A 23,610-nucleotide genomic window follows, 5' to 3' on the forward strand; every position below is an offset into this window, starting at 1 on the left:
ACGGTATTTATTGACTTTAAGAGACAATCATTTATTCACTTTTATTGTTACGATAAAATTTGAAGCTAACTAAAAGAGTTGATTTCTTCTTCAGTAAGTGGACGGTATTCGCCCTCAGGAATATCTAGCATAATGGTGCCAATTTGTTTTCGATGTAACTGAACAACATGATTATTAACTGCGGCAAACATACGTTTAACTTGATGGTATCGACCTTCACTAATGGTTAGCTCTGCGTGATATGGGTCAATAATATTTAGTTTAGCCGGCTTTGTGAGTGACTTCTCACTTTTTAGTTGAATGCCTTTGGCAAATATATCGATGAGTTCGATGCTTAGGGGGTGTTCAACCGTGACTTGATAGACTTTTTCACAGTGATGTTTAGGTGAAGTAATACGATGTGACCACTTACCATCGTCTGTTAATAGTACTAAACCTGTTGTATCAAGATCTAATCTGCCGGCTGCGTGCAACTTTTCAGCCATTGGTTCGTCGATAAAATATAGAATTGTTGGATGATCGGGATCATCGGTTGAGCAAACATAACCTTGTGGTTTATTAAGCATAAAATAACGATGTTCGGTGACTGGCACAATTTCGACGCCATCGTACTCAACCACTTGTGCCGGTGATATTTGGTAGGCGCCTGATTTTATTATTTCGCCATCAACAGTCACTTTTTGTGCTCTAAGTTCTTTATTCACGATTGTTCTGCTTATACCTAAGTGATGAGCTAGAAATTTATCTAATCGCATAATCTGAGTAATCTTCCTCTGTTTTAAAAAGGTGTATAAATATCAAAACGGTGATTTTTAGTTTTAATTTCGGCTGTTGGTTTTTGCTCGGCTAAAAATGGCGCATAATCAGGTCGTTTAACGACTACGCGTTTTTTAGCTAATCGTCTAGCTGGCTCAAGTAAACTATCTGAATCTAAGTCACTACCCACTAACTGTTGAAAAATGCGCATCTCTTTTTTGACTAGTGCACTTTTTTGTCGATGTGGAAACATTGGATCGAGATACACCACATCGGGTTTTTCGTGCAATGACAATAGACCTGTTTGGCTTGAATTATAAAACATGTTTAACCGTTGCGGTAACCAATTGCCTATTATTGGATCTTGGTAACCTCGCTGTAAACCATCAGCTAATAATGCAGCCACAACGGGATGCCTTTCAAACATTGTGACATGACAACCGATTGCTGCTAATACGAATGCATCACGACCGAGTCCAGCTGTTGCGTCCACAACTGTTGGTAAATACTCACCTTTTACACCTACTGCTTTGGCAATGGCTTCACCACGCCCACCGCCAAATTGGCGGCGATGCGCCATTGCCCCTGATACAAAATCGACTTTTATCGCACCAAGTTTTGGCTCATCAGTTTTTTGTAATACGAGTTGATGGTTATCTGTTACTAATGCAAAGGGAATAGTTGGGTTTAAGGTTAACCACTGCTCAGCTAATAATTTTAGCTGAGCTAGGTTGGCGTTAGTGGATACCATAGTGACGAAGCAGAGCCTCAAGTTGGGGTTCACGTCCACGGAAATTTTTAAATAATGTCATGGGTTCATCACTGCCACCTTGTGACAAAATATTATCCAAAAAGGCATTACCCGTTTTAGCATTGAAAATGCCTTCTTCTTCGAAGCGTGAAAAGGCATCGGCTGATAACACTTCGGCCCATAAATAACTGTAATAACCAGCGGCATATCCGCCTGCAAAAATATGACTAAAAGCGTGAGGGAATCGTCCCCATTCAACTGTTGGTACGACAGCAACTTGTTTTCTAACCTCTGCCAGAGTGGTTAAGATATCAGGGTTTTTCTGGCTATGAAGTTTAAAATCAAATAAGCCAAACTCTAATTGACGTAAAATAAATAGAGCGGCTTGATAGTTTTTCGCATCGAGCATTTTTTCTAGCATTTCTGGTGGTAAAGGCTCACCGGTTTGATAATGTCCTGAAATGAAGGCTAATGCTTCAGGTTGCCAGCACCAGTTTTCTAAAAATTGACTCGGTAATTCAACCGCATCCCAAGCTACGCCATTAATACCTGCAACTGATGATACATCAATTTCGGTTAACATATGATGCAAGCCATGACCAAACTCATGGAATAGGGTGGTTACTTCGTCATGCGTAAATAACGCGGGTTTATCACCAATTGGTCGATTAAAGTTACAAGTTAAATAAGCAACGGGTTTTTGTATGTGACCATCGGCAAAACGCATGCGGCCGATACAATCATCCATCCATGCACCACCACGTTTATGTTCACGAGCATACAAATCAAGATAAAAACTGCCTTTTAGCTCGCCACTAGTATTATATAAATCATAAAATTTGACATCAGGGTACCATACTTCAACACCTTGTCGTTCTTTAGCGGTAATACCAAAAATACGATGGACAACTTCAAATAAGCCATTTATCACTCGTTGTTCAGGAAAATAAGGTCGGAGTTCTTCGTTATTAATGGTATAAAGGTATTGTTTTTGTTTTTCACTGTAATAGGCAATATCCCACGGTTTGATATCGCTGGCACCAAAAAATTCATAGGCATAGCGTTTCAACTCCGCTAATTCTTTTTCACCTTGTGGTTTGGCTTTATTAGCTAAATCAGTCAAGAACTCAGTAACTTGATGGACTGATTGCGCCATTTTAGTGGCTAAAGATTTGTCAGCATAAGTATCAAAGCCAAGTAATTTAGCGAGTTCATCTCTTAACGTTAAAATTTGCTCGATGATTTGTGTATTATCCCATTTACCCGCGTTCGGACCTTGATCTGAAGCCCGGGTATTATAAGCTTGATAGAGCTCAAAACGTAACTCACGGTTATCACAATAAGTCATAACAGGTTGGTAACTTGGAATATCTAAAGTAATTAGCCAGCCTTCTTGTCCTTTTGATTTGGCTTGTTCTTTTGCTGCAGCAAGCGCACTTTCAGGCATACCAGACAACTGTTTTTCATCTGTTATTAGTTTTGTCCAGCCCATCGTTGCATCTAATACGTTGTTGCTATATTGTGAGGATAATTCTGATAATTTGGCCACAATTTCACCATAACGTTTTTGTTTATCATCAGGCAAGCCTATTCCTGACAATTCAAAATCACGTAACGCGTTATCAATTACTTTTTTTTGTGCTTTGCAAAGCTTATTGTAATTGTCGCTTTGTTTTAGTTGTTTGTAAGCTTGATAGAGAGGTTTATGTTGTCCAACCCATGTGCTGTATTCTGATAATAATGGTAAACATGCTTCATAAGCTTTACGTAATTCAGGGCTATTTTTTACAGAATTAAGGTGGCTGACCGGTGACCAAACTCGCCCAAATTTTTCATCCATTTCATCAATAGGTTGAATTAAGTTGTCCCAAGTATATTCACTATTTTGTTTTAGCACTGTTTCAATTGTGTTGCGACAATTGTTTAAAGCTTGCTTTACAGCAGGTAGAACGTGCTCAGGCTTGATTTGAGAAAATAGCGGTAATGGAGCATTGGTTAATAATGGGTTGGTCATGTTTCGATACCTTTCTACAAAGATTTTATCTAATGAGTGAACATTATGTGCGGGTAAAAAAACGCAAGTCAAGTATTTTGTGTTAAGGAATAGTTTATAATCCCATTAATTTGCGTTCACGCTGCCATTCAGTTGGTGTATAGGTTTTGATAGATAATGCGTGGATACGATTGTCATTAATGAATTCGGCTAAAGGTGCATAAATCAATTGCTGTTTTTTGACTCGGCTCAAATCTGCAAATAGTTCACTGACTGCAATAACCTGAAAATGACTACCATCGTCAGTCATAACATATACATTGTCAAGGTTAAGGGAACTATTTAATTTGTCTATAATTTGTTGTTTGTCCATGATTGTAACTCAGTATGAATATTCTAACTTTATATTAAGTTGTTTAAGCTAATATTTATGTTTGGTAATAACACAACAATATGAATTAAGCCATAATAACTGGCTGTAAGTCATACAGTGCAATTAGAGTTTGTAATTGCGGATTAATGCCCATTAATTTGGTTTGATATTTAGTACAAAAATAAACTAATGTTGCTAGTCCAGAAGAGTCAACTCGAGTTAACTGAGCAACATCAATCGTTGTAACGCCATTTAAAATACTACGCTGAGTTGACCATATTTCATTAAGGGAGTGAGCATCTAGCTCACCCTTTAAATATAAGACATTGTGTTGTTTGTCTGCTTTAATTCGCGACATCATAGGCTAGCCTTTTGGTTTAGCGTTAGGATCAATATTACGATTTGAAAGATCAGTTAATTGTTTGGTTAATGCATCAATACCATCTTGACGTAATATAGTCGACCACTCATTTTGTTTAGTGGTAATCATACTCACACCTTCAGCAATTAAGTCGTATGCTTTCCATTCCCCTGTGACAGAATTTTTACGCCATTGAAAATCGATACGTAATGGTTGCTGGCTTTTATCGGGTTGGATTAATAATACACGAATTGAAACTAAAGTTTTACCCGTTAGATCTTTTGCTGCTTCGACTTGATAAGTTTGACCGTTATACATCGATAGTGCTTGGGCAAAAGCTTGAACTAAATAGTTTTCAAATGCATTGAAATAAGCGGTACGTTGCGCCTCAGAAGCACTCTTGTAGTAATTACCTAAAATTAATGCACCAGCATATTTAACTTGCACATAAGGTAATAAATCAGTTCTAACTATTTCCTTCAATTTATTGGGATTGGTTTTGATTGTAGCTGATTGAGATTTAATGGTATTAAAAATCTTATCGGCTGCAACTTGCATATCTTTGTATGGATCGTTATCAGCAAGCGCAAATGTGCTGAATGCTAATGCGAATACGAAAAAAATTACTTGTTTAAATCTGATTAACATAATTACTCCTTACTTTCATTGGTATCTGGTGTAGTTTGTTTTTTGTCCTTATCGGAAGAACCGCCAGCACTATAAAGGAATTGCCCAATTAAATCCTCTATGACCATAGCTGGTTTAGTATTGTTAATAACTAAACCTTCTTGAAAATAAGCAGGCTTATTATCTTTTGCTATTGGCGTACTACTTGCACTATCCGCATCTAATGCATCAAGTTCATGTTCCGTACTTTGATCAAGTCCAAAGTTAATATCAATAAATTGTTCGCCTAATAAACCAGAGGTTTTAATCGATAAAGAACTGGAACTTGGGATCTTGTTATATTGTGTATCAATATCCATGGTGACATAGGGTTTATACACATCGTTGTCTGATGATTGTAAGGTAATATTACTGACTCGACCAATGACAACACCCCCAATTTTTATTGGCGAGCGTACTTTTAATCCACCAATATTATCAAATACAGCATAAACACGATAAGTGTTATGACTGCTAAATGATGTGGGGTCAGTCACTCTAAAGCATAAAAATAGTACTGAAAGAATAACCAGCACCATAAATAATCCAACGGTAATTTCGACTTTACGACTCATGTTTAATGACCTCAATGACTAAACATTAATGCGGTTAGGATAAAATCTAACCCCAAAATAACTAATGATGAATAGACAACGGTGTTTGTTGTTGCCCGACTAATTCCTTCAGATGTTGGTACACAATCGTAACCATTAAATAGTGCAATCCAAGTACTGGCGATTGCAAAGGCGAAGCTTTTAATAAAACAATTGCCTAAATCATGCCACCAATCAACATTACTTTGAATGGAGGACCAAAAAAAGCCAGCGTCAATTCCTTTCCAGTCTACGCCAACTAAAACACCACCCAAAATGCCAACAGTGACAAAAATAGCCGTTAAAAAAGGCATACTAAAAAAACCCGCCCAAAAGCGTGGTGCAATGATTCGTCGTAGCGGGTCGATTGCCATCATTTCCATGCTTGATAACTGTTCTGTTGCTTTCATAAGACCTATTTCTGCTGTTAAGGCAGAACCCGCACGTCCAGCAAATAATAAGCCTGCAACGACTGGACCTAATTCTCTGAGTAGAGCAAGCGCAACCATCATTCCTAAACTTGCTTCAGCACCAAAGGTGGTTAAAATAAAGTAGCCTTGAAGAGCAAGTACCATACCAATAAACAGACCTGATACGATAATAATAGTCAGTGATTGTACACCGACAAAATAAAATTGTTTGATAAGTAAGGGGAATTGTTTACCAAATTGCGGTCGGCCAATCAGTGCGCCAAATAGCATCATTCCCGAACGCCCAACCATTGCAATGGTATTAATGGTTGCTTGTCCCAGTTTTGCCAGTAAATTCAACATTATTTTATACCTCTGCTTAGGTCTAATTTGTAATCATCAGCAGGATAATGAAATGGAACCGGACCATCAGCCAGTCCTTCCAGAAATTGTTTTACACGCAAATCATCATTGTCACGTAACTGCTGAGCAGTGCCACCTGCAATAATGTGTTGTTCTGCAACGATATAAGCATAATCAGCAATACTTAATACTTCATTCACATCGTGACTAACAACAATACAGGTTAATCCCAGTGATTGATTAATCTCAGCAATAAGTTTAACTATAACGCCCATAGATATGGGGTCTTGCCCTGCAAATGGCTCGTCAAACATAATAAGATCTGGATCAAGTGCTATTGCTCTGGCTAAAGCTGCTCGCCGTGCCATACCGCCAGATAATTCTGAAGGCATCATCTGCGCTGCACCGCGTAAACCAACGGACTGTAATTTCATTAGCACTAAATTGTGCAATATGGGTTCTGGTAGATTAAGGTGCTCACGAAGGGGGTAAGCCACATTATCAAAGACTGATAAATCAGTAAATAGTGCACCAGATTGGAATAACATACTCATGCGTTTACGGACTTCATACAGTCTGGAACGGGACATGCTGGGTATGTCTTCACCATCAAATAAAATTTTTCCCGCTTGAGGTTTGAGTTGACCACCAATTAGGCGAAGCAGTGTTGTTTTACCTATTCCAGACGGCCCCATAATGGCAGTTACTTTGCCTTTAGGCACATTTAAATTCATATTTTTGTAAATCGGCCGGCTACCTCGATAGAAAGACATATCGTGTATTTCGACCAAATTTTGTTGTAATGTGTTCGTCACATTGATTTCCTACACTACCATAATGAAAGTTGTGCTTATTTTACTTGATATTTGCGAATAATGAAATCTATTAAATAGATTAACCAATTATTGACGAATTTTAGTAGATAAGAATAACTAATTAAATTTTAATAGAAAAGTTTACACTAATTTAGTGGTTTATTGACAGGTAATCATTAAAATTCAATAGAGTAAACATTTTGTGAATAATTATAAATGAGGGCCGTAACCCTCATCTTTTGATTCTAAAGTCATTACTTGTGATAATTGGTTACGTTAGTTATTCATGCCTTGCTTTTCGTGCTAAATAATTACCAAGACTTTGTACGAGTTGCACAGTGATAATTAATATCACAACTGTAATAATGACAACAGTTGTATCAAAACGTTGATAACCATAGGATATGGCTAAATCTCCAATCCCGCCAGCCCCAACTGCACCAGCCATAGCCGTTGCGCTAATTAAGCCTATTGTTGCTGTCGTCAGGGTTAAAATTAAAGAGCTAAAAGCTTCGGGCAACATAAAGTGCCAAATAATTTGTAATGGTGTTGCTCCCATAGACTCAGCGGCTTCTATAATGCCACTATTGACTTCTAGCAGTGAGTTTTCGACTAATCGCGCAATATAAGGCGCGACGTATACTGTTAGGGGGACAATTGCTGCTGCTGTGCCGATCGAACTGCCTACAATGAGTTTAGTGAAAGGTAAGATCGCTACTAATAAAATAATAAACGGTAAAGAGCGTAGCAGATTAATTATTGGGTTGATGATTCGATATATTTTACGACTTTCTAATAATCCTGATGGTCGTGTGGTAACTAAACAGATACCAAGAGGAATCCCCAGTAACGAACCTAGTACCAAAGCAAAAAACACCATTATTAAGGTTTCGTACGACGCTTGAATAAATTGTTCAGCGGTTAGTGTAGTGGCAAAACAAGAACTTAAGTAATTGATAATATTATTTAAGGTTTCCATTTAATTCCTCTCCCATTGTTTAATCTCGGTGACTTGTACACCACACTGACGTAGATATAGTACTGATTCTTCAATATCATTGTTGTTGCCTTTTAATTGAACAAACATACTGCCGAGTACTGTTTTTTCAATTTCTGACATATGGGCAAACAAGATGTTGACGACTACTTTTTGCTTTAATATCAGCGAATTGATGACAGGCTCTGAGGCTGATCTTCCTAAAAATTCGAGTTTGAATAATTGGATATTATCTTTATCACCTTCTATTTCAATTAAGTTTTCAACAACACCAGTTGGGATCTGGTCATTAATCACAGAACTGACAAAGTTTTGAGTAGTATGATGCTTTGGATGACCAAATACGTCCAGTACATTACCATGCTCAATAATTTGGCCTTTTTCCATTACCGCGACTTTATGACAAATTTGCTCAATCACATGCATTTCATGAGTAATAAGTACTACAGTGATCTTATATTTTTCATTGATTTTTTTGATTAAATCTAAAATTGATTGTGTTGTTTGTGGATCAAGCGCTGAAGTCGCTTCATCACAAAGTAAAATATCAGGGTCATTCGCCAATGCACGGGCAATACCAATGCGCTGTTTTTGTCCACCAGAAAGTTCCTTAGGGTAGCTATTGGCTTTATCACTTAATCCCACAAATTCTAATAGCTCATAAACTTTTTGTTTTATTGTTTGCTTATCTTTTTTGATTAAAATTAATGGAATAGCGATATTTTCAAATACAGTTTTAGATTCCAGTAAATTAAAATGCTGAAAAATCATGCCAATTTTTTGTCTTACATGACGTAAGTCAGCATTTGATAGTTGATTTAGTTGTTGATCTTGGACAATAACATTTCCTGTTGTGGGTTTTTCAAGAAAGTTAATTAAGCGAACTAAGGTACTTTTTCCCGCTCCACTATAGCCAATAATGCCATAGATATCACCTTTATCAATGGTTAAATTAATATTGTGCAGCGCCTGAGTGGTGATGCCGTTTCGCTCATATTGCTTAGAGACATTTTCAAATTTAATCATTATTTAATACCTGTTAATTGGTGTTCTAATTCAATTAATGCTTGTTTAGCAAGTATATATAAATAATTTACAGCTGGCATTATCATGTCTATGTTGATTTCAAATTTTGGATGATGAAGCGCATAAGGGCTTTGTGAACCGAGATTAATAAAAGCCCCCGGTACTTGATGTAGATAGTGGGCAAAATCTTCGCCACCTAGTTGCGGTTTAAAATCGATTACTTCATAACCCATTTGCTTAGCGATTGACTGGGCAAATGCAACCCATTTGCCATCGTTAATGACAGAAGGTGGACCATCAAACCATCTTAATTCGGCTTTTGCGCCCATGGCAATCGCGATGTTTTCAATAATACTTTGTAGTTGTTGTTTTACTTTTGCCCTCACTTGTGGCGTTAAAGTTCGCACAGTGCCTTCCATTTCTACTGTTTCGGGGATGACATTCCAAGTGTTACCACCTTGAAATTTTGTGATGCTAACAATAACTGCATCAAGTCCACTTATTGTTCGGCTAGAGATTGTTTGCATGGCACTAACAATTTGTGCCCCTATCACAATGGGATCGATTCCCGATTCTGGTCTTGCTGCATGGGCTCCGACCCCTTTTATTGTGATTTCAATGCGATCAACATTGGCCGAAAAAGGGCCAGAACGTGATGCCATCTGATTGATAGTTAAATTGGGGTTATTATGGAGCCCCAATATTGCATCAACCCCTTTCAATGCACCAATATCTATAAATTGTAATGCGCCGCTAAAGTTTTCTTCTGCGGGTTGAAATAATAAGCGAATCGTACCTTTTAAGTCTTGTTCGTGTTGTTTAAGCAAGTAAGCTGCACCCATTAGAATCGACGTATGTACATCATGGCCACAAGCGTGCATGACATCGGGCGTTTGAGATTTATAATTGCAGGCTGTTTGTTCATTAATCGGTAATGCATCAATATCTGCACGTAATGCGAGCACTGGTGAGCCTGAGCCTATTTCTGCTATGACGCCTGTTTTTGCACCAAGCTCTAAAATTCGAATATGTGCCTTTTGTAAATAATACCTAATTGTTTTGGTCGTTTCATACTCTTGATTAGAAAGCTCAGGATGTTGATGTAATTTTCTAAAAAGCTGATGAATACTGTCTGCAATTGATTCACTCATGGTATATCCAACAAATAATTATAGATAGTATTAACGTAGCATAGCTTAATTTAGCAACCTAATAATCGTTTTTTATATCTTATTCCAAAAAGTTATAAGATAGAATAACTTGGAATAAATGAACTATTTTTTCTATGCTAGAGTAGGGTTAAGTTTATAGCTTATTGGGGATAGTTAATATGAAGCATCGTTTTACAAAATTGCATAAAAATATTTTGGTTTTATCGATATTAAGTTTTCTATTTTTACTAACAGCTTGTGATAATTCTTCAAAGCAAGCCAATAATCAAACTAAAAAAGAGATTAGTATGGGAGTATCACCAGGGCCTTATAATGAATTATTTAAAGACGCAGTGAAACCCATACTTGAGTCTGAAGGTTATAAGGTGAAATTAGTGAGCTTTCCACATTTACTTGAGTCAGATGTCGCTTTAAGTGAGGGCAGTATTGATTTGACCGTGGCACAGCACACCGCTTATATGAATGTGTTTAATACTCAGCGTAAGGCCAACTTGAAACCCGTTGTACATGTACCATCTGTACCCGCTGCGATATTTTCAAATAAATATAATTCGTTACAGCAAGTGTTTAAAGGCGCGAAAGTTGCTATTCCACAAGATGCATCTAATGCTGCCCGTTCGTATAATTTGCTTGAAAAAGCCGGTTGGATAAAGTTAAAACCGAATACCAATCCTATTATTGTAAGTAAAAATGATATCGAGCAAAATATTGCCGGCATTACTATTATTGAGATGGATTCGGCTAATATTCCTCGCGTGATGAATGATTTAGATTTTGCCGTTATTCCTGGTAGCATTGTTTACTCAGCGAATATTGATCCGAATAAAGCATTACTGTTAGAAACGATAATTCCAGATTTAGAAATTATGGTGGTCGTTAATGCAGGCAATGAAAATAGTCAATGGGCCCAAGATGTGAAACGTATTTATCAATCTCAACAGTTTAAAGATTATATGCAAGCGCACAACCAAAATGGTTATTGGGTGATGCCACAAGAGTAGTTTAATCGCTTATTTTAACAAGCTCAGTTTGTTACGAGCTTGTTAATATCTTGGCATGTTTTTGTCAACCATTAATGCCCAAGCATCTATACCTCCAGTCAAATTATAGAGATAATCAGTATCGAAGCCATTTTCAGCCAAATAATTTGCGACATTTAAACTTCTTACGCCATGATGACAATAAATTACAATATCAATTTCATCGGGGATTTTATCTAAATAAAGCGGGATCAGATTCATTGGAATGTGCATTGCATCCTCAATTTTGCAGAAATTGACTTCGCTAGGTTCGCGCACGTCAAGTAAAACCAGTTTGTGTTGTTGTTTTAGTTTTTGAGCAAGCTCAATAGCGGTGATGGATTTTATAGGTATCATATTAAAAACTCTAAAAAAATGTTGTGAACAAGTTTAAGCTAAATACTTTTTTTGAAAAAAACAGCGCTAATTATTACAAGTTATCATCCTATTAATGATTAATAGGATGATAATGATCATTTAAGCGGCTAATGCTTTACTGATTTTTTCATAAAGATCTTTAGATAGATGTTCTATTTTTAGTAATGCATTAAGCGCTTGTCGCATTTGCTCTTGTCGTTTTTCATCATAACGTTTTAAACGAATAAGTGGATCGATTAAACGTGCTGCAACTTGAGGATTTTTCTGATTTAATTCTGTCAAAATTTCGACTAAAAATTGATAACCACTGCCATCTTGTGCATGGAAGGCGACAGGATTGTTATTGACAAATGCACCGATTAAAGAGCGAATGCGATTTGGGTTAGTTAGCGAAAATGAACGGTGATTTAATAGTTTTTTCACCGTTGCTAGTACTTGCTTATCAGGGCTTGTGGCATTTAAAGCTAACCACTTATCCATCACGAGTCCATCTTGATGCCATTTATTATCAAAATCGATTAGTAGATCTTTTTGGCAATTAAGTTGAGCTTTAACAGCCGTTGTTAATGCAGCAAATGCATCAGTCATGTTATCTGCATGATAATATTGCTGGCTAACTAGATGTGTTACTTGTGACTTATCATCAGCGTAAGCAAGTAGTGTTAAACACGCATTTTTTAATGAGCGTTTTGCAATATCAGCATGAATAATTTGATATTGTGTTGTTTTATTATGTTGATAAACCGCCTGTAATTCATCATAAAGTTCATTTGCAAAACAGGTTAATAGAAAGTGGCGCACTTGATAAATGGCCATTGGATCAACAACAGCAAAAAGATTAGCTATTTCATTTTCTGAAGGTAAAGTTAATATTTGGGCGATAAGAGCAGGATCGGTTGATTCTGATAATAACACTGCTCTAAAAGCATCTAACACTGTTTGCGGTAAGGTTAGATCCTTTTTATGTTGGTAATTATCAACATTACTACGTATATATTTTGCTAAAAGCATCTGTGCGGCATCGTAGCGACTAAATGCATTGGTTGCATGTTGCATTAAGAAAATGAGTTCATCATTTTGATAATGATATGTTAATTTAACCGGCGCTGAAAAATCACGTAACAATGAAATAATCGGTTTTTCATCTATATGATCAAAAACAAATTGCTGTTTAGTCTGGGTAAGATTTAATACATGGTTAATCGATTTACCTTGTGATTGCAACGCAATGACATCACCATTGCGTCGATACAGTTCAATATCAACTGGGATATGTAACGCTTGTTTTTGCTGTTGATCTTGGGTTGCAGGTGTATGTTGCTCAATCGTTAAAGTATAGCGTTGACTTGTTTTATCATAACTATCAGTAACGATGAGCTCAGGGGTACCTGATTGACTATACCATAATTTAAATTGGGTTAAATCAATGCCTGAGGCATCTTGCATGGCTGCAACAAAATCATCGCAGGTAGCCGCACTGCCATCGTGACGTTTGAAATAGAGCTTCATGCCAGCTTGGAATTTTTCTTCACCTAATAGTGTATGCATCATACGAATAACTTCTGCCCCTTTTTCATAAACGGTAACAGTATAGAAATTATTCATTTCAATAACTTGTTCAGGACGAATAGGGTGAGACATAGGGCTTGCATCTTCAGCAAATTGTACTGTGCGCATAATTTTAACATCATTGATTCGCTTAACCGCTCTTGATCCCATATCAGAACTAAATTCTTGATCACGAAAAACTGTTAAACCTTCTTTCAAACTGAGTTGAAACCAATCCCGACAGGTAACACGGTTGCCTGTCCAATTATGAAAATATTCGTGACCAATAACGCCTTCAATTCCTAAGTAATCATCATCAGTGGCTGTTTCGGGTTTAGCTAGTACATATTTTGAATTGAAAATATTAAGCCCTTTGTTTTCCATTGCGCCCATGTTGAAAAAATCGACGGCAACAATCATAAAAATATCTAAGTCATATTCTAAGCCAAAACGGGTTTCGTCCCAGCGCATCGCATTTTTTAAGCTGGTCATGGCCCATTTTGCACGATCTAAATTACCTTTATCGACATAAATTTCTAGTTCAACGTTACGTTTTGATTGGGTGATAAAATGATCTTTTAAAATATCAAAATCACCTGCAACTAAGGCAAATAGATAAGCCGGTTTTGGAAACGGGTCTTGCCACTGTACCCAATGACGATCGTTGTCAAGTTCACCTTGAGCAATGCGATTACCATTAGAAAGTAAATAAGGATATTGTTTTTTATTGGCCGTAATTCGAGTTGAAAATCTGGCTAACACATCGGGTCTATCTAAATAGTAAGTAATGTGGCGAAATCCTTCAGCTTCACATTGTGTACAAAGTGCATCCCCTGAAACATATAGTCCTTCAAGCGCGGTATTATCAATTGGTCTGATTTCGTTAACAATGGTTAAAGTAAATTCAGATGGAACATTTTTAATGATTAATCCTGTTGTTGTGATTTGATAATCAGTCCAAGGTTGTTCATCAATATTTACTGAAACCAATTTAAGTTCTTCACCGTCTAAAATTAAATTGTCAGCGTGAAGATTTTTTTTGATAACATGACTACGGGCGATAACTGTGGTTATTTCTGCCGCTAAATCAAAATCAAGGTCGATGTCAGTAATTGTAAAGTCGGGTGTTTTATAATCTAAGCGATGTTTAGCTGTAGGTTGTAATTCAAGTGTTTGGCTATTCATTGTTATTAAGACCTTTTCGTATTTGCTTAATTTGTTAGCTGTATTGTTTTTATTATAGCTGATTAAAAATAATCTGACTTAGATAATTAAGCTATATCTTCATTATTATTCTGCTATAATCTTGAGAATTTGATTTAAATTATTAACAATAAGTTCACATGTTACCAGCTATAATTACATCAATTTTAGATACGGATGCTTATAAGTTGCATATGCAGCAAGCCGTTTTTCATCGTTACCCTGATGTTACTGTTGTTGCCGAGTTCCGTTGTCGAAGTGATGATTTATTAGGAAAATATGCTGATGAAATTAGGCATCAAGTTAAATTAATGGAATCGTTAGCACTTTCTGATGATGAGTTTACTTATTTGTCGGGCATCTCTTTTTTTAAAACTGATTATTTAAATTGGCTTAGAAATTGGCGTTTTGATAGCCATTTATTGACGATAAGTAATGAAGATGGGGTGTTAGTCATTCGCATTGAAGGAAAATGGTTAGATGTTATTTTGTGGGAAGTGCCGTTATTAGCTGTAATTAGTGAAATAGTACATAAAGATCGCTCACCAAATATTGGAGTACCGGAAGCATTAAACCGACTCAAGCAAAAATTGGCAAAGTTTGCAGATCAAACAGCCAATATTGATATGTCCGGTTTTAATTTAATGGATTTTGGTACCCGTCGGCGTTATTCCTTTGCTGTACAAGAAGCTGTTGTGAGTTATCTAAAATCACACTTTGATAACTTTCATAGTACTAGTAATTATTTATTGGCTTATCGTTTAGGATTAACACCGGTTGGCACTCAGGCTCATGAATGGTTTCAAGCTCATCAACGCTTAAGTTCAAACTTACAAGATTGCCAAAAAACAGCTTTGCAAGTGTGGTTAGACGAATACCCACAAGATTTAGGTGTTGCGTTAACCGATTGCATTACAATGGATGCCTTTTTACGGGATTTTGATTATTATTTTGCCTCTCATTATCAAGGACTTCGTCATGATTCTGGCGATCCCATCGAATGGGGCGAAAAAGCAATCAGCCATTATCAAGCACTAGGCATTGATCCTAAAACGAAACTATTAGTCTTTTCTGATAGTTTAAATTTTGATAAAGCGCTCAATATTTATAAACACTTTAATCATCGAGTACAACTATCGTTTGGTGTAGGTGGTTTTTTAGCGTGTGATATTCCATCAAACGATGTGAATACTAAAGCGTTAAATATTGTTCTAAAATTGACCGAATGTAATAACCAATCGGTTGCTAAGTTATCTGATAGTCCAGGTAAAACGATATCGCAAGATTTAGCTTTTATCGATGAGTTAAAGCGTACATTTAGTGTCAAACATTAATAGTAATTAATGCGTTAAATGTTATTAATATGACAAAATCAACATGAGTATTATGGATGATATTTGCTTAATATTGCTTGATTACACGATGACTGTAATTTCAAGGTAAATCATCCTGAGATACTTAAATATTATTTGATAAACTACTATAGAGATGGATAATTAAAAATGATTTCAGTTGCACCTATTGTTGATGTGTTACAAGGCAAGATAGCTGTTGGAAGCACTATTTCAGTTCAAGGTTGGGTTAGGACCCGACGTGATTCAAAAGCTGGTATTTCGTTCCTCGCTGTGTATGATGGTTCATGTTTTGACCCAATCCAAGCGGTAATTGAAAAAGATCTACCGAATTACGAACAAGATATTTTGCGTTTAACTGCGGGCTGCTCAGTCAAAGTCACAGGTACTGTTGTTGAATCTCCAGGGCAAGGTCAGCAATATGAATTGCAAGCAACACAAGTTGAAATTTATGGCTTTGTTGATGATCCAGAAACTTATCCTATGGCGGCTAAACGTCACTCAATTGAGTATTTACGTGAAGTTGCTCACTTAAGAGCTAGAACCAATATTGTTGGAGCGATTACACGCGTTCGTCATACACTTGCTCAAGCTATTCATCAGTTTTTTGATGAGCGAGGCTTTTTTTGGCTTTCTACACCAATCATTACCGCATCAGATACTGAAGGTGCGGGCGAAATGTTTCGAGTTTCGACACTGGATCTGTTAAATCTACCAAAAACTGACAAAGGTAACATTGATTTTGATAAAGATTTTTTTGGTAAAGAGGCTTTCTTAACGGTTTCAGGGCAGCTGAACGCTGAAACTTATGCTTGTGCCTTGTCTAAAGTTTACACTTTTGGTCCTACTTTTAGAGCAGAAAATTCAAATACAACCCGTCATTTAGCTGAGTTTTGGATGATGGAGCCAGAAGTTGCTTTTGCAGATCTTGATGATAACGCCAAACTTGCCGAAGATATGTTGAAGTATGTTTTCAAAACCGTACTTGAAAAACGTGCCGATGATATGCAATTTTTTGCCCAGCATATCGATAAAGATGCGATTCATCGTTTAGAAAGCTTTATCAACGCAGATTTTGCACAAGTTGACTATACTGATGCCATTACTATTTTACAAAATTGTGATGCTAAATTTGAAAATCCAGTAAGCTGGGGAATTGATTTAGCTTCTGAGCATGAACGCTATTTAGCTGAACAACACTTTAAAGCACCCGTGGTAGTTAAAAATTATCCAAAAGATATTAAAGCGTTTTATATGCGTATGAATGATGATGGTAAGACTGTTGCCGCTATGGACGTATTAGCACCTGGTATTGGTGAAATTATTGGTGGTTCACAACGTGAAGAACGCTTAGATATGTTAGATAAACGTATGGATGAAATGGGACTTAAAAAAGAAGATTATTGGTGGTATCGTGATTTGCGCCGCTATGGTACTGTGCCTCACTCAGGATTCGGTCTCGGTTTTGAGCGCTTAATTGTATATGTTACTGGTGTACAAAATGTGCGTGATGTTATTCCTTTTCCAAGAACACCACGCAATGCAAATTTTTAATATGATTAAATTGTAAACCATTCGCTTACTAGGTTTATTATAAAAACGATTTGTATAGATTTTATTGAAATAATGATTAAAAAATAATCAAACAGGTGTAATTTTAAGGTTAGACATCTTATTTACTAAAAAGTTCTCTTGATTTTAAGAAAAATTTATACATAATTTACGGTACTGTAAAAAGTAGATAAAAATAATAGAAGTACTATTGTTTTTGGATGAATGATTTTTGTACAAATGACACATGACTTAATGGATAGTGTCAATATTAAAATAACCGTGAGGGTAAAAAATGAAACGTAATCTATTAGCAATCGCAATTCCTGCACTTCTAGTTGCAGCTGGCGCAAATGCATCTATCGAAGTATGGAATAAAGATGGTAATAAAGTTGACTTTTATGGTCGTGTAAAAGCAGCTAACAATATCACTGATCGAGGTCAAAAGAATGAAGGTGATGATACTTCTGCTCGTTTAGGTATGTCTGGTCAAACTCAAATTACTGACAGCGTAACAGGTTATGGTCGTTGGGAATACCAAGCAAATGCAGGTAAAAATTCAGATAATGAAGTGCGTTATGCTTTTGCTGGTTTGAACTTTGGTGACTTTGGTTCATTCGATTATGGTCGTAATGACGGTGTGTTAAAAGCAATCACTGCTTATACTGACGTATTACCACAATTTGGTGGTGATGCTGCAAATAATAACTGGAATGTGCTTTCTAGCCGTACTAAAGCGGTTGCAACCTACCGTAACAATAATTTCTTTGGCTTAACTGATGATGTAAGTTTTGCATTACAATATGCTGATAACGGCGATAATTCTAATACATTAGATCGTTTTAAAAGTGATTTAGATAACGATGTATCAGTATCAAGAGAAGCTTATGGTGTAAACGCTCAATGGCGTATCTTTGATACTGGTTTAACTGCTGGTGCCGGTTATGCGCAATCTACTTCAAGTGATCATCGTCATAATACTTGGACTGCTGGTCTAAAATATGATAACTACAATTTATATTTAGCTGCTAACTATTTCCAAAGTAAATTAAAAAATCGTACCATCTCAGTTTTTGATGATCAAGGTGTAGAAGAAGGATCAGGTGTAAGCAATATAAAAATTAAAGGTATCGAGTTAGTTGCTCAGTATGGCTTTGATTTAGAAGTGGGTCGTTTAACACCTTCTTTAGCTTATGTACAACATAAGGGTAAAGTAGATTCATTCCATGATGAAGAAGATTATGATGTTCGTTACGGTTCAAAAAACTCACCTCTTGCTAAATATGTCTCTGTAGGCGCAACTTACGATTTAAATAAAAACTTTAGTGCGATTGTTGAATATAAATTCAACTTACTTGATCGCAAAGATATTGGTGCTGAGGAAAACACTAAAGTACAACGTGATCGTCATGCAAACAAACCAGGTACTAAAGATGTGTTAGGTGTTGGTTTAATTTACCAATTCTAATTTCTATTCTTAATATCTTATAAAAAGGCACTTAGGTGCCTTTTTTTATCATTATTGAAATTTATTTCATATCAAAACACATTTTATGCTTAAAAAATTTTATAGTAAGTATTAAAATTATCGTAAATTTTTAGAATTTATTAAATAAACATTGTTAAATATACTACGTGCATTATTTATTGGTCATTGTTGGTTAATATTAATATTGCATAAAACGTATAATTACTCTGGATTAGTAGTAATTTATGGGTCAAAAGCAAAGTATTTTGCCTTATTTAGTAATATAAAAATACCTACGAGGGTAAAAAATGAAACGTAATCTATTAGCTATTGCTATTCCTGCATTATTAGTTGCAGGTACTGCAAGCGCATCTATCGAAGTATGGAATAAAGACGGTAATAAAGTTGATTTTTATGGACGTGTTTATGCACTAAATTATATCACCGATCGTGATAATCAAACCGGTGAAGGTGATAAGACTACTGCACGTTTAGGTATGTCAGGTCAAACTCAAGTTACTGAGAACATTACCGGTTATGGTCGCTGGGAATACGAGGCGAAAACTGGTTCAAACGCTGAAAACGAAACTCGTTATGCTTATGCAGGTATGAACTTTGGTGATCTAGGTTCATTCGACTATGGTCGTAATGATGGTGTGTTAAAAACGTTAACTTCTTATACTGACGTATTACCTGAGTTTGGTGGTGATGCATCGGATAATGATCTTTATGCATTAAGTGCTCGTACTAAAGCGGTTGCAACTTATCGTAATAGTGATTTCTTTGGTTTAGTAAACGGTTTACGTTTTGCTGTTCAATATGCCGATAATGGTGATAACAGTTCAACAAGCTATTTTAATAAACATGATCGTGATGGTCACGACAGTGCCGAAGCTTGGGGTTCAGTAGTTGATTGGGATGTGTTAGATACAGGCCTATCTATTGGTGCTGGTTATGCGCAAACTGGTGGTCATAAAGATGCAAAAGCTTGGTCAGCTGGTGTGAAATATGATAATAACAACCTTTATTTGGCCGCATTATATATTCAAGGCAAACAGAAATATGGTTGGGATAATGCTTCAGCTACCCATAGTGCCGATGATTTAAAAACTAAAGGTTACGAAGTCGTCGCACAATATGGTATCGACTTTGATATTGGTCGCTTAACCCCATCTGTTGCTTACATTCAACATCGTGTACAAGATGCTTCAAGCTATTCAAGAAGTGGCGATGCAGGACTTAAAGGTAATGATTTAATTAAGTATGTTGATGTTGGTTTGACTTATGACTTCAACAAAAATCTACAAGCTATCCTTGATTATAAAATCAACTTGTTAGATAAAGATGACATTGGTGCTCGCCGTGCTTTATATGGTGATAGCCAATTTGGTGGATCACAAATTAAAGCAACGACTAAAGATACTGTAGCATTAGGTTTAATTTACCAATTCTAATTACCCGTAAATTTGGTTTTTAAAAGGCACTTAGGTGCCTTTTTTATTGTCTTAAATCTAAGCAAATAACGCTTGCACTTTAATACATACTCTGTTAAAAACTATCGAATAATCATCGATAGGGATAATAATGATGCTTTACACAACGCGTAAATTGGCTGCCAAAAAAAATATTGCTTTAGTTGCTCATGATCACTTAAAAAGTACTTTATTAAATTGGTGCAGAAAAAACCGAGCAGAACTTGCACATCATAATTTATGTGGTACCGGCACGACAGGGAATTTAATTAAAAAAGAGATAGGGTTAAATATTACTCCAATGTTAAGTGGTCCAATGGGTGGCGATCAACAAATTGGTGCATTAATTGCCGAAGGTAAAATTGATATACTCATCTTTTTTTGGGATCCACTTAATGCAGTACCGCATGACCCCGATGTTAAAGCATTATTGCGTTTATCAACGGTTTGGAATATACCAGTTGCGACGAATGAAGCAACAGCCAATGCATTGGTTCAATCAGCTATTTTTACCCAAGAGGTTGAAATTGAAATTCCTGATTACCAAAGATATTTAGCTGAAAGAGTAAAATAAGTGCCGGTGCCGTCGCAAATTCGTAAAACCGGTAAACAAATATTACTACTAGATAATTTATTTATTGTTCTAGGATTTTATGTTGTTTTTCCATTGGTTTCGACACACTTTGTTAGTCAAGTTGGTTGGAGTGCTTTGTTTGTCGGTTTTGCTTTAGGATTCAGACAATTTGTACAACAAGGATTTGGTATTATTGGTGGTGCTATTGCTGATCGCTTTGGTGCTAAACCGATGATTGTTTGTGGAATGTTTTTACGTTGCGTCGGGTTTATATCAATGGCTATTGCTAGTCAACCTTGGCTTTTATTACTATCTTGCTTACTTTCTGCTTTAGGTGGATTACTGTTTGATCCACCACGCATGGGACTGACCATCAAGTTTACCCGTCCACATGAACGCGGTAAATTTATTTCGCTGTTAATGATACAAGATAATGCTGGTGCAGTGATTGGTGCGCTTATTGGTGGTATTTTGATTGATTATGATTTTCATTTAGTTTGTTGGTGCGGCGCATTTATCTTTTTCTTATGTGGTCTTTTTAACCTCTTCTTTTTGCCTGCTTATCATATTGCTATTGGTAAAGCACCCATTGTTAATGGTATGAAAATGGTGCTTAAAGATAAAAAATTTACACGTTATGTCTTAACACTAACGGGTTATTATGTGCTTGGAGTACAAGTCATGTTGATGCTACCGCTAACTATTACCAATATTTCAGGAAGTTCAAGTTATGTGAAATGGATGTACGTGATTGAAGCAACTATCTCATTAATTCTGCTTTATCCTCTTGCCCGGTTTAGTGAAAAACATTTTAGATTAGATCAACGCCTTAAATTTGGATTACTTTTGATGTCGTTTGCCTTTATAATAATTGGATTTACATCCCAATTATCTATTTTGCTATCTCTTATAGCGCTTTTTTACCTTGGTGCAATTATTGCAGAGCCGGCTAGAGAAACTTTAGCAACCGTGTTAACTAATCCAAAAGCCAAAGGTAGTTACATGGGATTTAGCCGATTAGGGCTTGCTTTAGGCGGATTTATTGGTTATACCGGAGCAGGATGGCTTTATGAAATTGCAATCAAGATGGGTTTTCCGCATTTGCCGTGGATTATTTTAACGTTAATTGGATTATTAACGTTAGGTTATTTACAATATCTATTTAAAGATGAACTACCTTTCAATTTAGTCAAGATGAAAAAAATTGATTAATTTCACCATATTTAAATAGAATTGCTTCACCAGTGTTTAATTTATGCCAAGTTTCATTTGAAGTTAACGGCATAGTTGAAATAATAGTAACAATATCATTTGGTGTAGTATGCTTTTGAAAATCGATTTCAACATCTTCATCAATTAACTTTGCTTTGCCAAAAGGTGCTTTGCGCGTAATCCAATGTAAATTAGTTGAACAATAAGCAAAGACATATTGCCCATTAGAAAGCAGCATATTAAATATGCCAAGTTGATTCAGTTCAAGTGCACATTGTTGGATATAAGTAAAAAGCTCAATATCATCAGTCGGTTGTTTTGGATATTTTTTATGTAACTGATTAATTAAGTAACAAAAAGCATACTCACTGTCGGTTAATCCAACTGGTTGAAAAATTCCCATATCCAGCTTTTCGTAATCAGTTAATTGCCCATTGTGGGCAAAAGTCCAATTTTTACCCCACAATTCTCGGGTAAAGGGGTGTGTGTTTTCAAGCGCTACCCCCCCACGATTTGCTTGACGAATATGCGCGATAACAGCCTTAGATTTAATTGGGTATTGTTGTACCATTTTAGCGATAGGTGAATAGCTACAAGGCTCAGGATCCTTAAACGTTCGACAGCCTTTACCTTCATAAAAGGTAATACCCCAACCGTCTTTATGTGGTCCTTTATCTCCGCCACGTTTAATTAAACTCGTGAAGCTAAAACAAATATCAGTTGGCACGTTAGCGCTCATACCCAATAATTCACACATTTTAAGCCATCTCTTTTTCAATTAGCATAATTAAAATATGAATAACTTTGATATGGATTTCTTGTACACGATCAGCATAACCAAAATGTGGTACACGAATATCGACATCAGCCAGTCCGTTCATTTTACCGCCATCTTTACCGGTTAAGGTAATAATTTTCATCCCTTTTTGTTTAGCTACATCTATTGCTTTTAATACATTAGCTGAATTACCTGACGTTGAAATACCTAATAATACATCGCCTTTTTGTCCAACACCTTCAACATAACGTGAAAATATAGAATCAAATCCGAAATCATTGCCTACACAAGATATATGACTAACATCTGATATAGCTATTGCAGGATAAGCTGGACGATTATCACGGTAACGACCGGTTAACTCTTCAGCAAAATGCATAGCATCACAATGGGAACCACCATTGCCACATGATAAAACTTTACCACCTTGTTTAAATGCGTTAGCTATAAGCACAGCTGCTTGTTGGATTTTGTGAAGATTGCCATCATCCGAAACAAAATTTACCAATACATTTAGTGCTTGGTTGAGTTCATCACGAATAGCATCAATATACATCTAAATTACCTCATAAATGAAAAATCTTACTACCATTGTAGTGCGTTCAAAACTGCTTGCAAGGGATAATAAAAATAAAATGATAGATAGTGAAAAAAGTTGAAGTAAATTTAATTTATTAGCATAAAAATCAATCATAAAAAATTAACAAAATTGTTTAATTAAAATTTTTTTATATTACTCAAACTATTTAAGTTCTCATAAATAAAATCTTTGTATTTAT

At 36.1% G+C, this 23,610-nt stretch carries 23 protein-coding genes; 7 read left to right on the forward strand and 16 right to left on the reverse strand.

Going from position 1 to position 23,610, the window contains the following annotated elements:
* Positions 1 to 65: 65 nt before the first annotated feature.
* The 12 genes from rsuA to J3U56_RS00855 all read right to left on the reverse strand — a co-directional run bounded on the left by rsuA (position 66) and on the right by J3U56_RS00855 (position 10,255).
* Entirely contained in the window at positions 66 to 755 is a 690-nt protein-coding gene (rsuA, locus tag J3U56_RS00800) for a 16S rRNA pseudouridine(516) synthase RsuA (protein WP_267366347.1), read from the reverse strand.
* Positions 756 to 778: 23 nt separating this feature from the next.
* Positions 779 to 1,528, reverse strand: a complete 750-nt coding sequence (locus tag J3U56_RS00805) for a class I SAM-dependent methyltransferase (protein ID WP_416379633.1) — start codon at positions 1,526 to 1,528, stop codon at positions 779 to 781.
* Entirely contained in the window at positions 1,494 to 3,521 is a 2,028-nt protein-coding gene (prlC, locus tag J3U56_RS00810) for an oligopeptidase A (protein WP_267366349.1), read from the reverse strand. The genes J3U56_RS00805 and prlC overlap by 35 nt, the downstream gene beginning before the upstream one ends.
* Positions 3,522 to 3,615: 94 nt before the next feature.
* On the reverse strand, positions 3,616 to 3,873 hold the full coding sequence (locus J3U56_RS00815; protein WP_065634759.1) for a BolA family protein: 258 nt from the start codon (positions 3,871 to 3,873) through the stop codon (positions 3,616 to 3,618).
* 85 nt (positions 3,874 to 3,958) lie between these two features.
* On the reverse strand, positions 3,959 to 4,234 hold the full coding sequence (locus J3U56_RS00820) for an STAS domain-containing protein (RefSeq protein ID WP_267333696.1): 276 nt from the start codon (positions 4,232 to 4,234) through the stop codon (positions 3,959 to 3,961).
* A gap of 3 nt (positions 4,235 to 4,237) precedes the next feature.
* Entirely contained in the window at positions 4,238 to 4,882 is a 645-nt protein-coding gene (gene mlaC, locus J3U56_RS00825; RefSeq protein WP_267333695.1) for a phospholipid-binding protein MlaC, read from the reverse strand.
* 2 nt (positions 4,883 to 4,884) lie between these two features.
* Entirely contained in the window at positions 4,885 to 5,475 is a 591-nt protein-coding gene (gene mlaD / locus J3U56_RS00830) for an outer membrane lipid asymmetry maintenance protein MlaD (protein WP_267333694.1), read from the reverse strand.
* 11 nt (positions 5,476 to 5,486) lie between these two features.
* A complete protein-coding gene (mlaE, locus tag J3U56_RS00835) occupies positions 5,487 to 6,266 on the reverse strand; it encodes a lipid asymmetry maintenance ABC transporter permease subunit MlaE (RefSeq protein WP_267366351.1) in 780 nt (259 codons plus the stop codon).
* Complete coding sequence (gene mlaF / locus J3U56_RS00840) at positions 6,266 to 7,081, reverse strand: phospholipid ABC transporter ATP-binding protein MlaF (protein WP_267333692.1); 816 nt, start codon at positions 7,079 to 7,081, stop codon at positions 6,266 to 6,268. The genes mlaE and mlaF overlap by 1 nt, the downstream gene beginning before the upstream one ends.
* Positions 7,082 to 7,361: 280 nt before the next feature.
* The gene (locus J3U56_RS00845; RefSeq protein WP_267348319.1) at positions 7,362 to 8,060 is read right to left on the reverse strand and encodes a methionine ABC transporter permease; all 699 of its coding nucleotides are present in this window, start codon (positions 8,058 to 8,060) and stop codon (positions 7,362 to 7,364) included.
* On the reverse strand, positions 8,061 to 9,104 hold the full coding sequence (locus J3U56_RS00850) for a methionine ABC transporter ATP-binding protein (RefSeq protein WP_267333690.1): 1,044 nt from the start codon (positions 9,102 to 9,104) through the stop codon (positions 8,061 to 8,063). It abuts the gene before it with no gap.
* The gene (locus J3U56_RS00855; RefSeq protein ID WP_267366353.1) at positions 9,104 to 10,255 is read right to left on the reverse strand and encodes an amidohydrolase; all 1,152 of its coding nucleotides are present in this window, start codon (positions 10,253 to 10,255) and stop codon (positions 9,104 to 9,106) included. Before J3U56_RS00855 ends, J3U56_RS00850 begins: the two co-directional genes overlap by 1 nt.
* 179 nt (positions 10,256 to 10,434) lie before the next feature.
* On the opposite strand from J3U56_RS00855, the gene J3U56_RS00860 reads away from it, so the two are divergent.
* Complete coding sequence (locus J3U56_RS00860; RefSeq protein WP_267333688.1) at positions 10,435 to 11,277, forward strand: MetQ/NlpA family ABC transporter substrate-binding protein; 843 nt, start codon at positions 10,435 to 10,437, stop codon at positions 11,275 to 11,277.
* A 42-nt stretch (positions 11,278 to 11,319) separates the two neighbouring features.
* Here J3U56_RS00860 and J3U56_RS00865 read toward each other — a convergent pair whose 3' ends face one another.
* Together J3U56_RS00865 and pepN are read right to left on the reverse strand one after the other, a co-directional pair.
* Positions 11,320 to 11,649: a rhodanese-like domain-containing protein gene (locus tag J3U56_RS00865; protein ID WP_416379593.1), complete on the reverse strand. Its 330-nt coding sequence runs from the start codon at positions 11,647 to 11,649 to the stop codon at positions 11,320 to 11,322.
* A 123-nt stretch (positions 11,650 to 11,772) separates the two neighbouring features.
* Positions 11,773 to 14,406 carry an aminopeptidase N gene (gene pepN, locus J3U56_RS00870; protein ID WP_267366355.1) on the reverse strand — a complete coding sequence of 878 codons (2,634 nt, stop codon included), beginning with the start codon at positions 14,404 to 14,406 and terminating at the stop codon, positions 11,773 to 11,775.
* A 158-nt stretch (positions 14,407 to 14,564) separates the two neighbouring features.
* Between pepN and pncB the strand changes: the two genes are divergently transcribed.
* From pncB to mdtH, 6 genes are all read left to right on the forward strand, one after another.
* The gene (gene pncB / locus J3U56_RS00875; RefSeq protein WP_267333685.1) at positions 14,565 to 15,758 is read left to right on the forward strand and encodes a nicotinate phosphoribosyltransferase; all 1,194 of its coding nucleotides are present in this window, start codon (positions 14,565 to 14,567) and stop codon (positions 15,756 to 15,758) included.
* 171 nt (positions 15,759 to 15,929) lie between these two features.
* Complete coding sequence (asnS, locus tag J3U56_RS00880) at positions 15,930 to 17,330, forward strand: asparagine--tRNA ligase (RefSeq protein WP_416380245.1); 1,401 nt, start codon at positions 15,930 to 15,932, stop codon at positions 17,328 to 17,330.
* Positions 17,331 to 17,622: 292 nt separating this feature from the next.
* Entirely contained in the window at positions 17,623 to 18,795 is a 1,173-nt protein-coding gene (locus tag J3U56_RS00885) for a porin (protein WP_267366359.1), read from the forward strand.
* 308 nt (positions 18,796 to 19,103) lie between these two features.
* Positions 19,104 to 20,249 carry a porin gene (locus J3U56_RS00890; protein ID WP_267366361.1) on the forward strand — a complete coding sequence of 382 codons (1,146 nt, stop codon included), beginning with the start codon at positions 19,104 to 19,106 and terminating at the stop codon, positions 20,247 to 20,249.
* Positions 20,250 to 20,382: 133 nt separating this feature from the next.
* A complete protein-coding gene (locus J3U56_RS00895; RefSeq protein ID WP_416379727.1) occupies positions 20,383 to 20,841 on the forward strand; it encodes a methylglyoxal synthase in 459 nt (152 codons plus the stop codon).
* Positions 20,842 to 22,053 (forward strand): multidrug efflux MFS transporter MdtH, encoded by a 1,212-nt coding sequence (gene mdtH, locus J3U56_RS00900; RefSeq protein ID WP_416380233.1) that lies wholly within the window; start codon positions 20,842 to 20,844, stop codon positions 22,051 to 22,053.
* Here mdtH and J3U56_RS00905 read toward each other — a convergent pair.
* Positions 22,031 to 22,810 carry a class II glutamine amidotransferase gene (locus J3U56_RS00905; protein ID WP_065634773.1) on the reverse strand — a complete coding sequence of 260 codons (780 nt, stop codon included), beginning with the start codon at positions 22,808 to 22,810 and terminating at the stop codon, positions 22,031 to 22,033. The genes mdtH and J3U56_RS00905 overlap by 23 nt on opposite strands.
* Position 22,811: 1 nt before the next feature.
* Positions 22,812 to 23,387, reverse strand: a complete 576-nt coding sequence (gene lpcA / locus J3U56_RS00910) for a D-sedoheptulose 7-phosphate isomerase (protein ID WP_267333680.1) — start codon at positions 23,385 to 23,387, stop codon at positions 22,812 to 22,814.
* Positions 23,388 to 23,610: the final 223 nt, after the last annotated feature.

This window comes from Gilliamella sp. B2824, assembly GCF_026536245.1.
In the GTDB taxonomy this organism is placed as follows: Bacteria; Pseudomonadota; Gammaproteobacteria; order Enterobacterales; family Orbaceae; genus Gilliamella.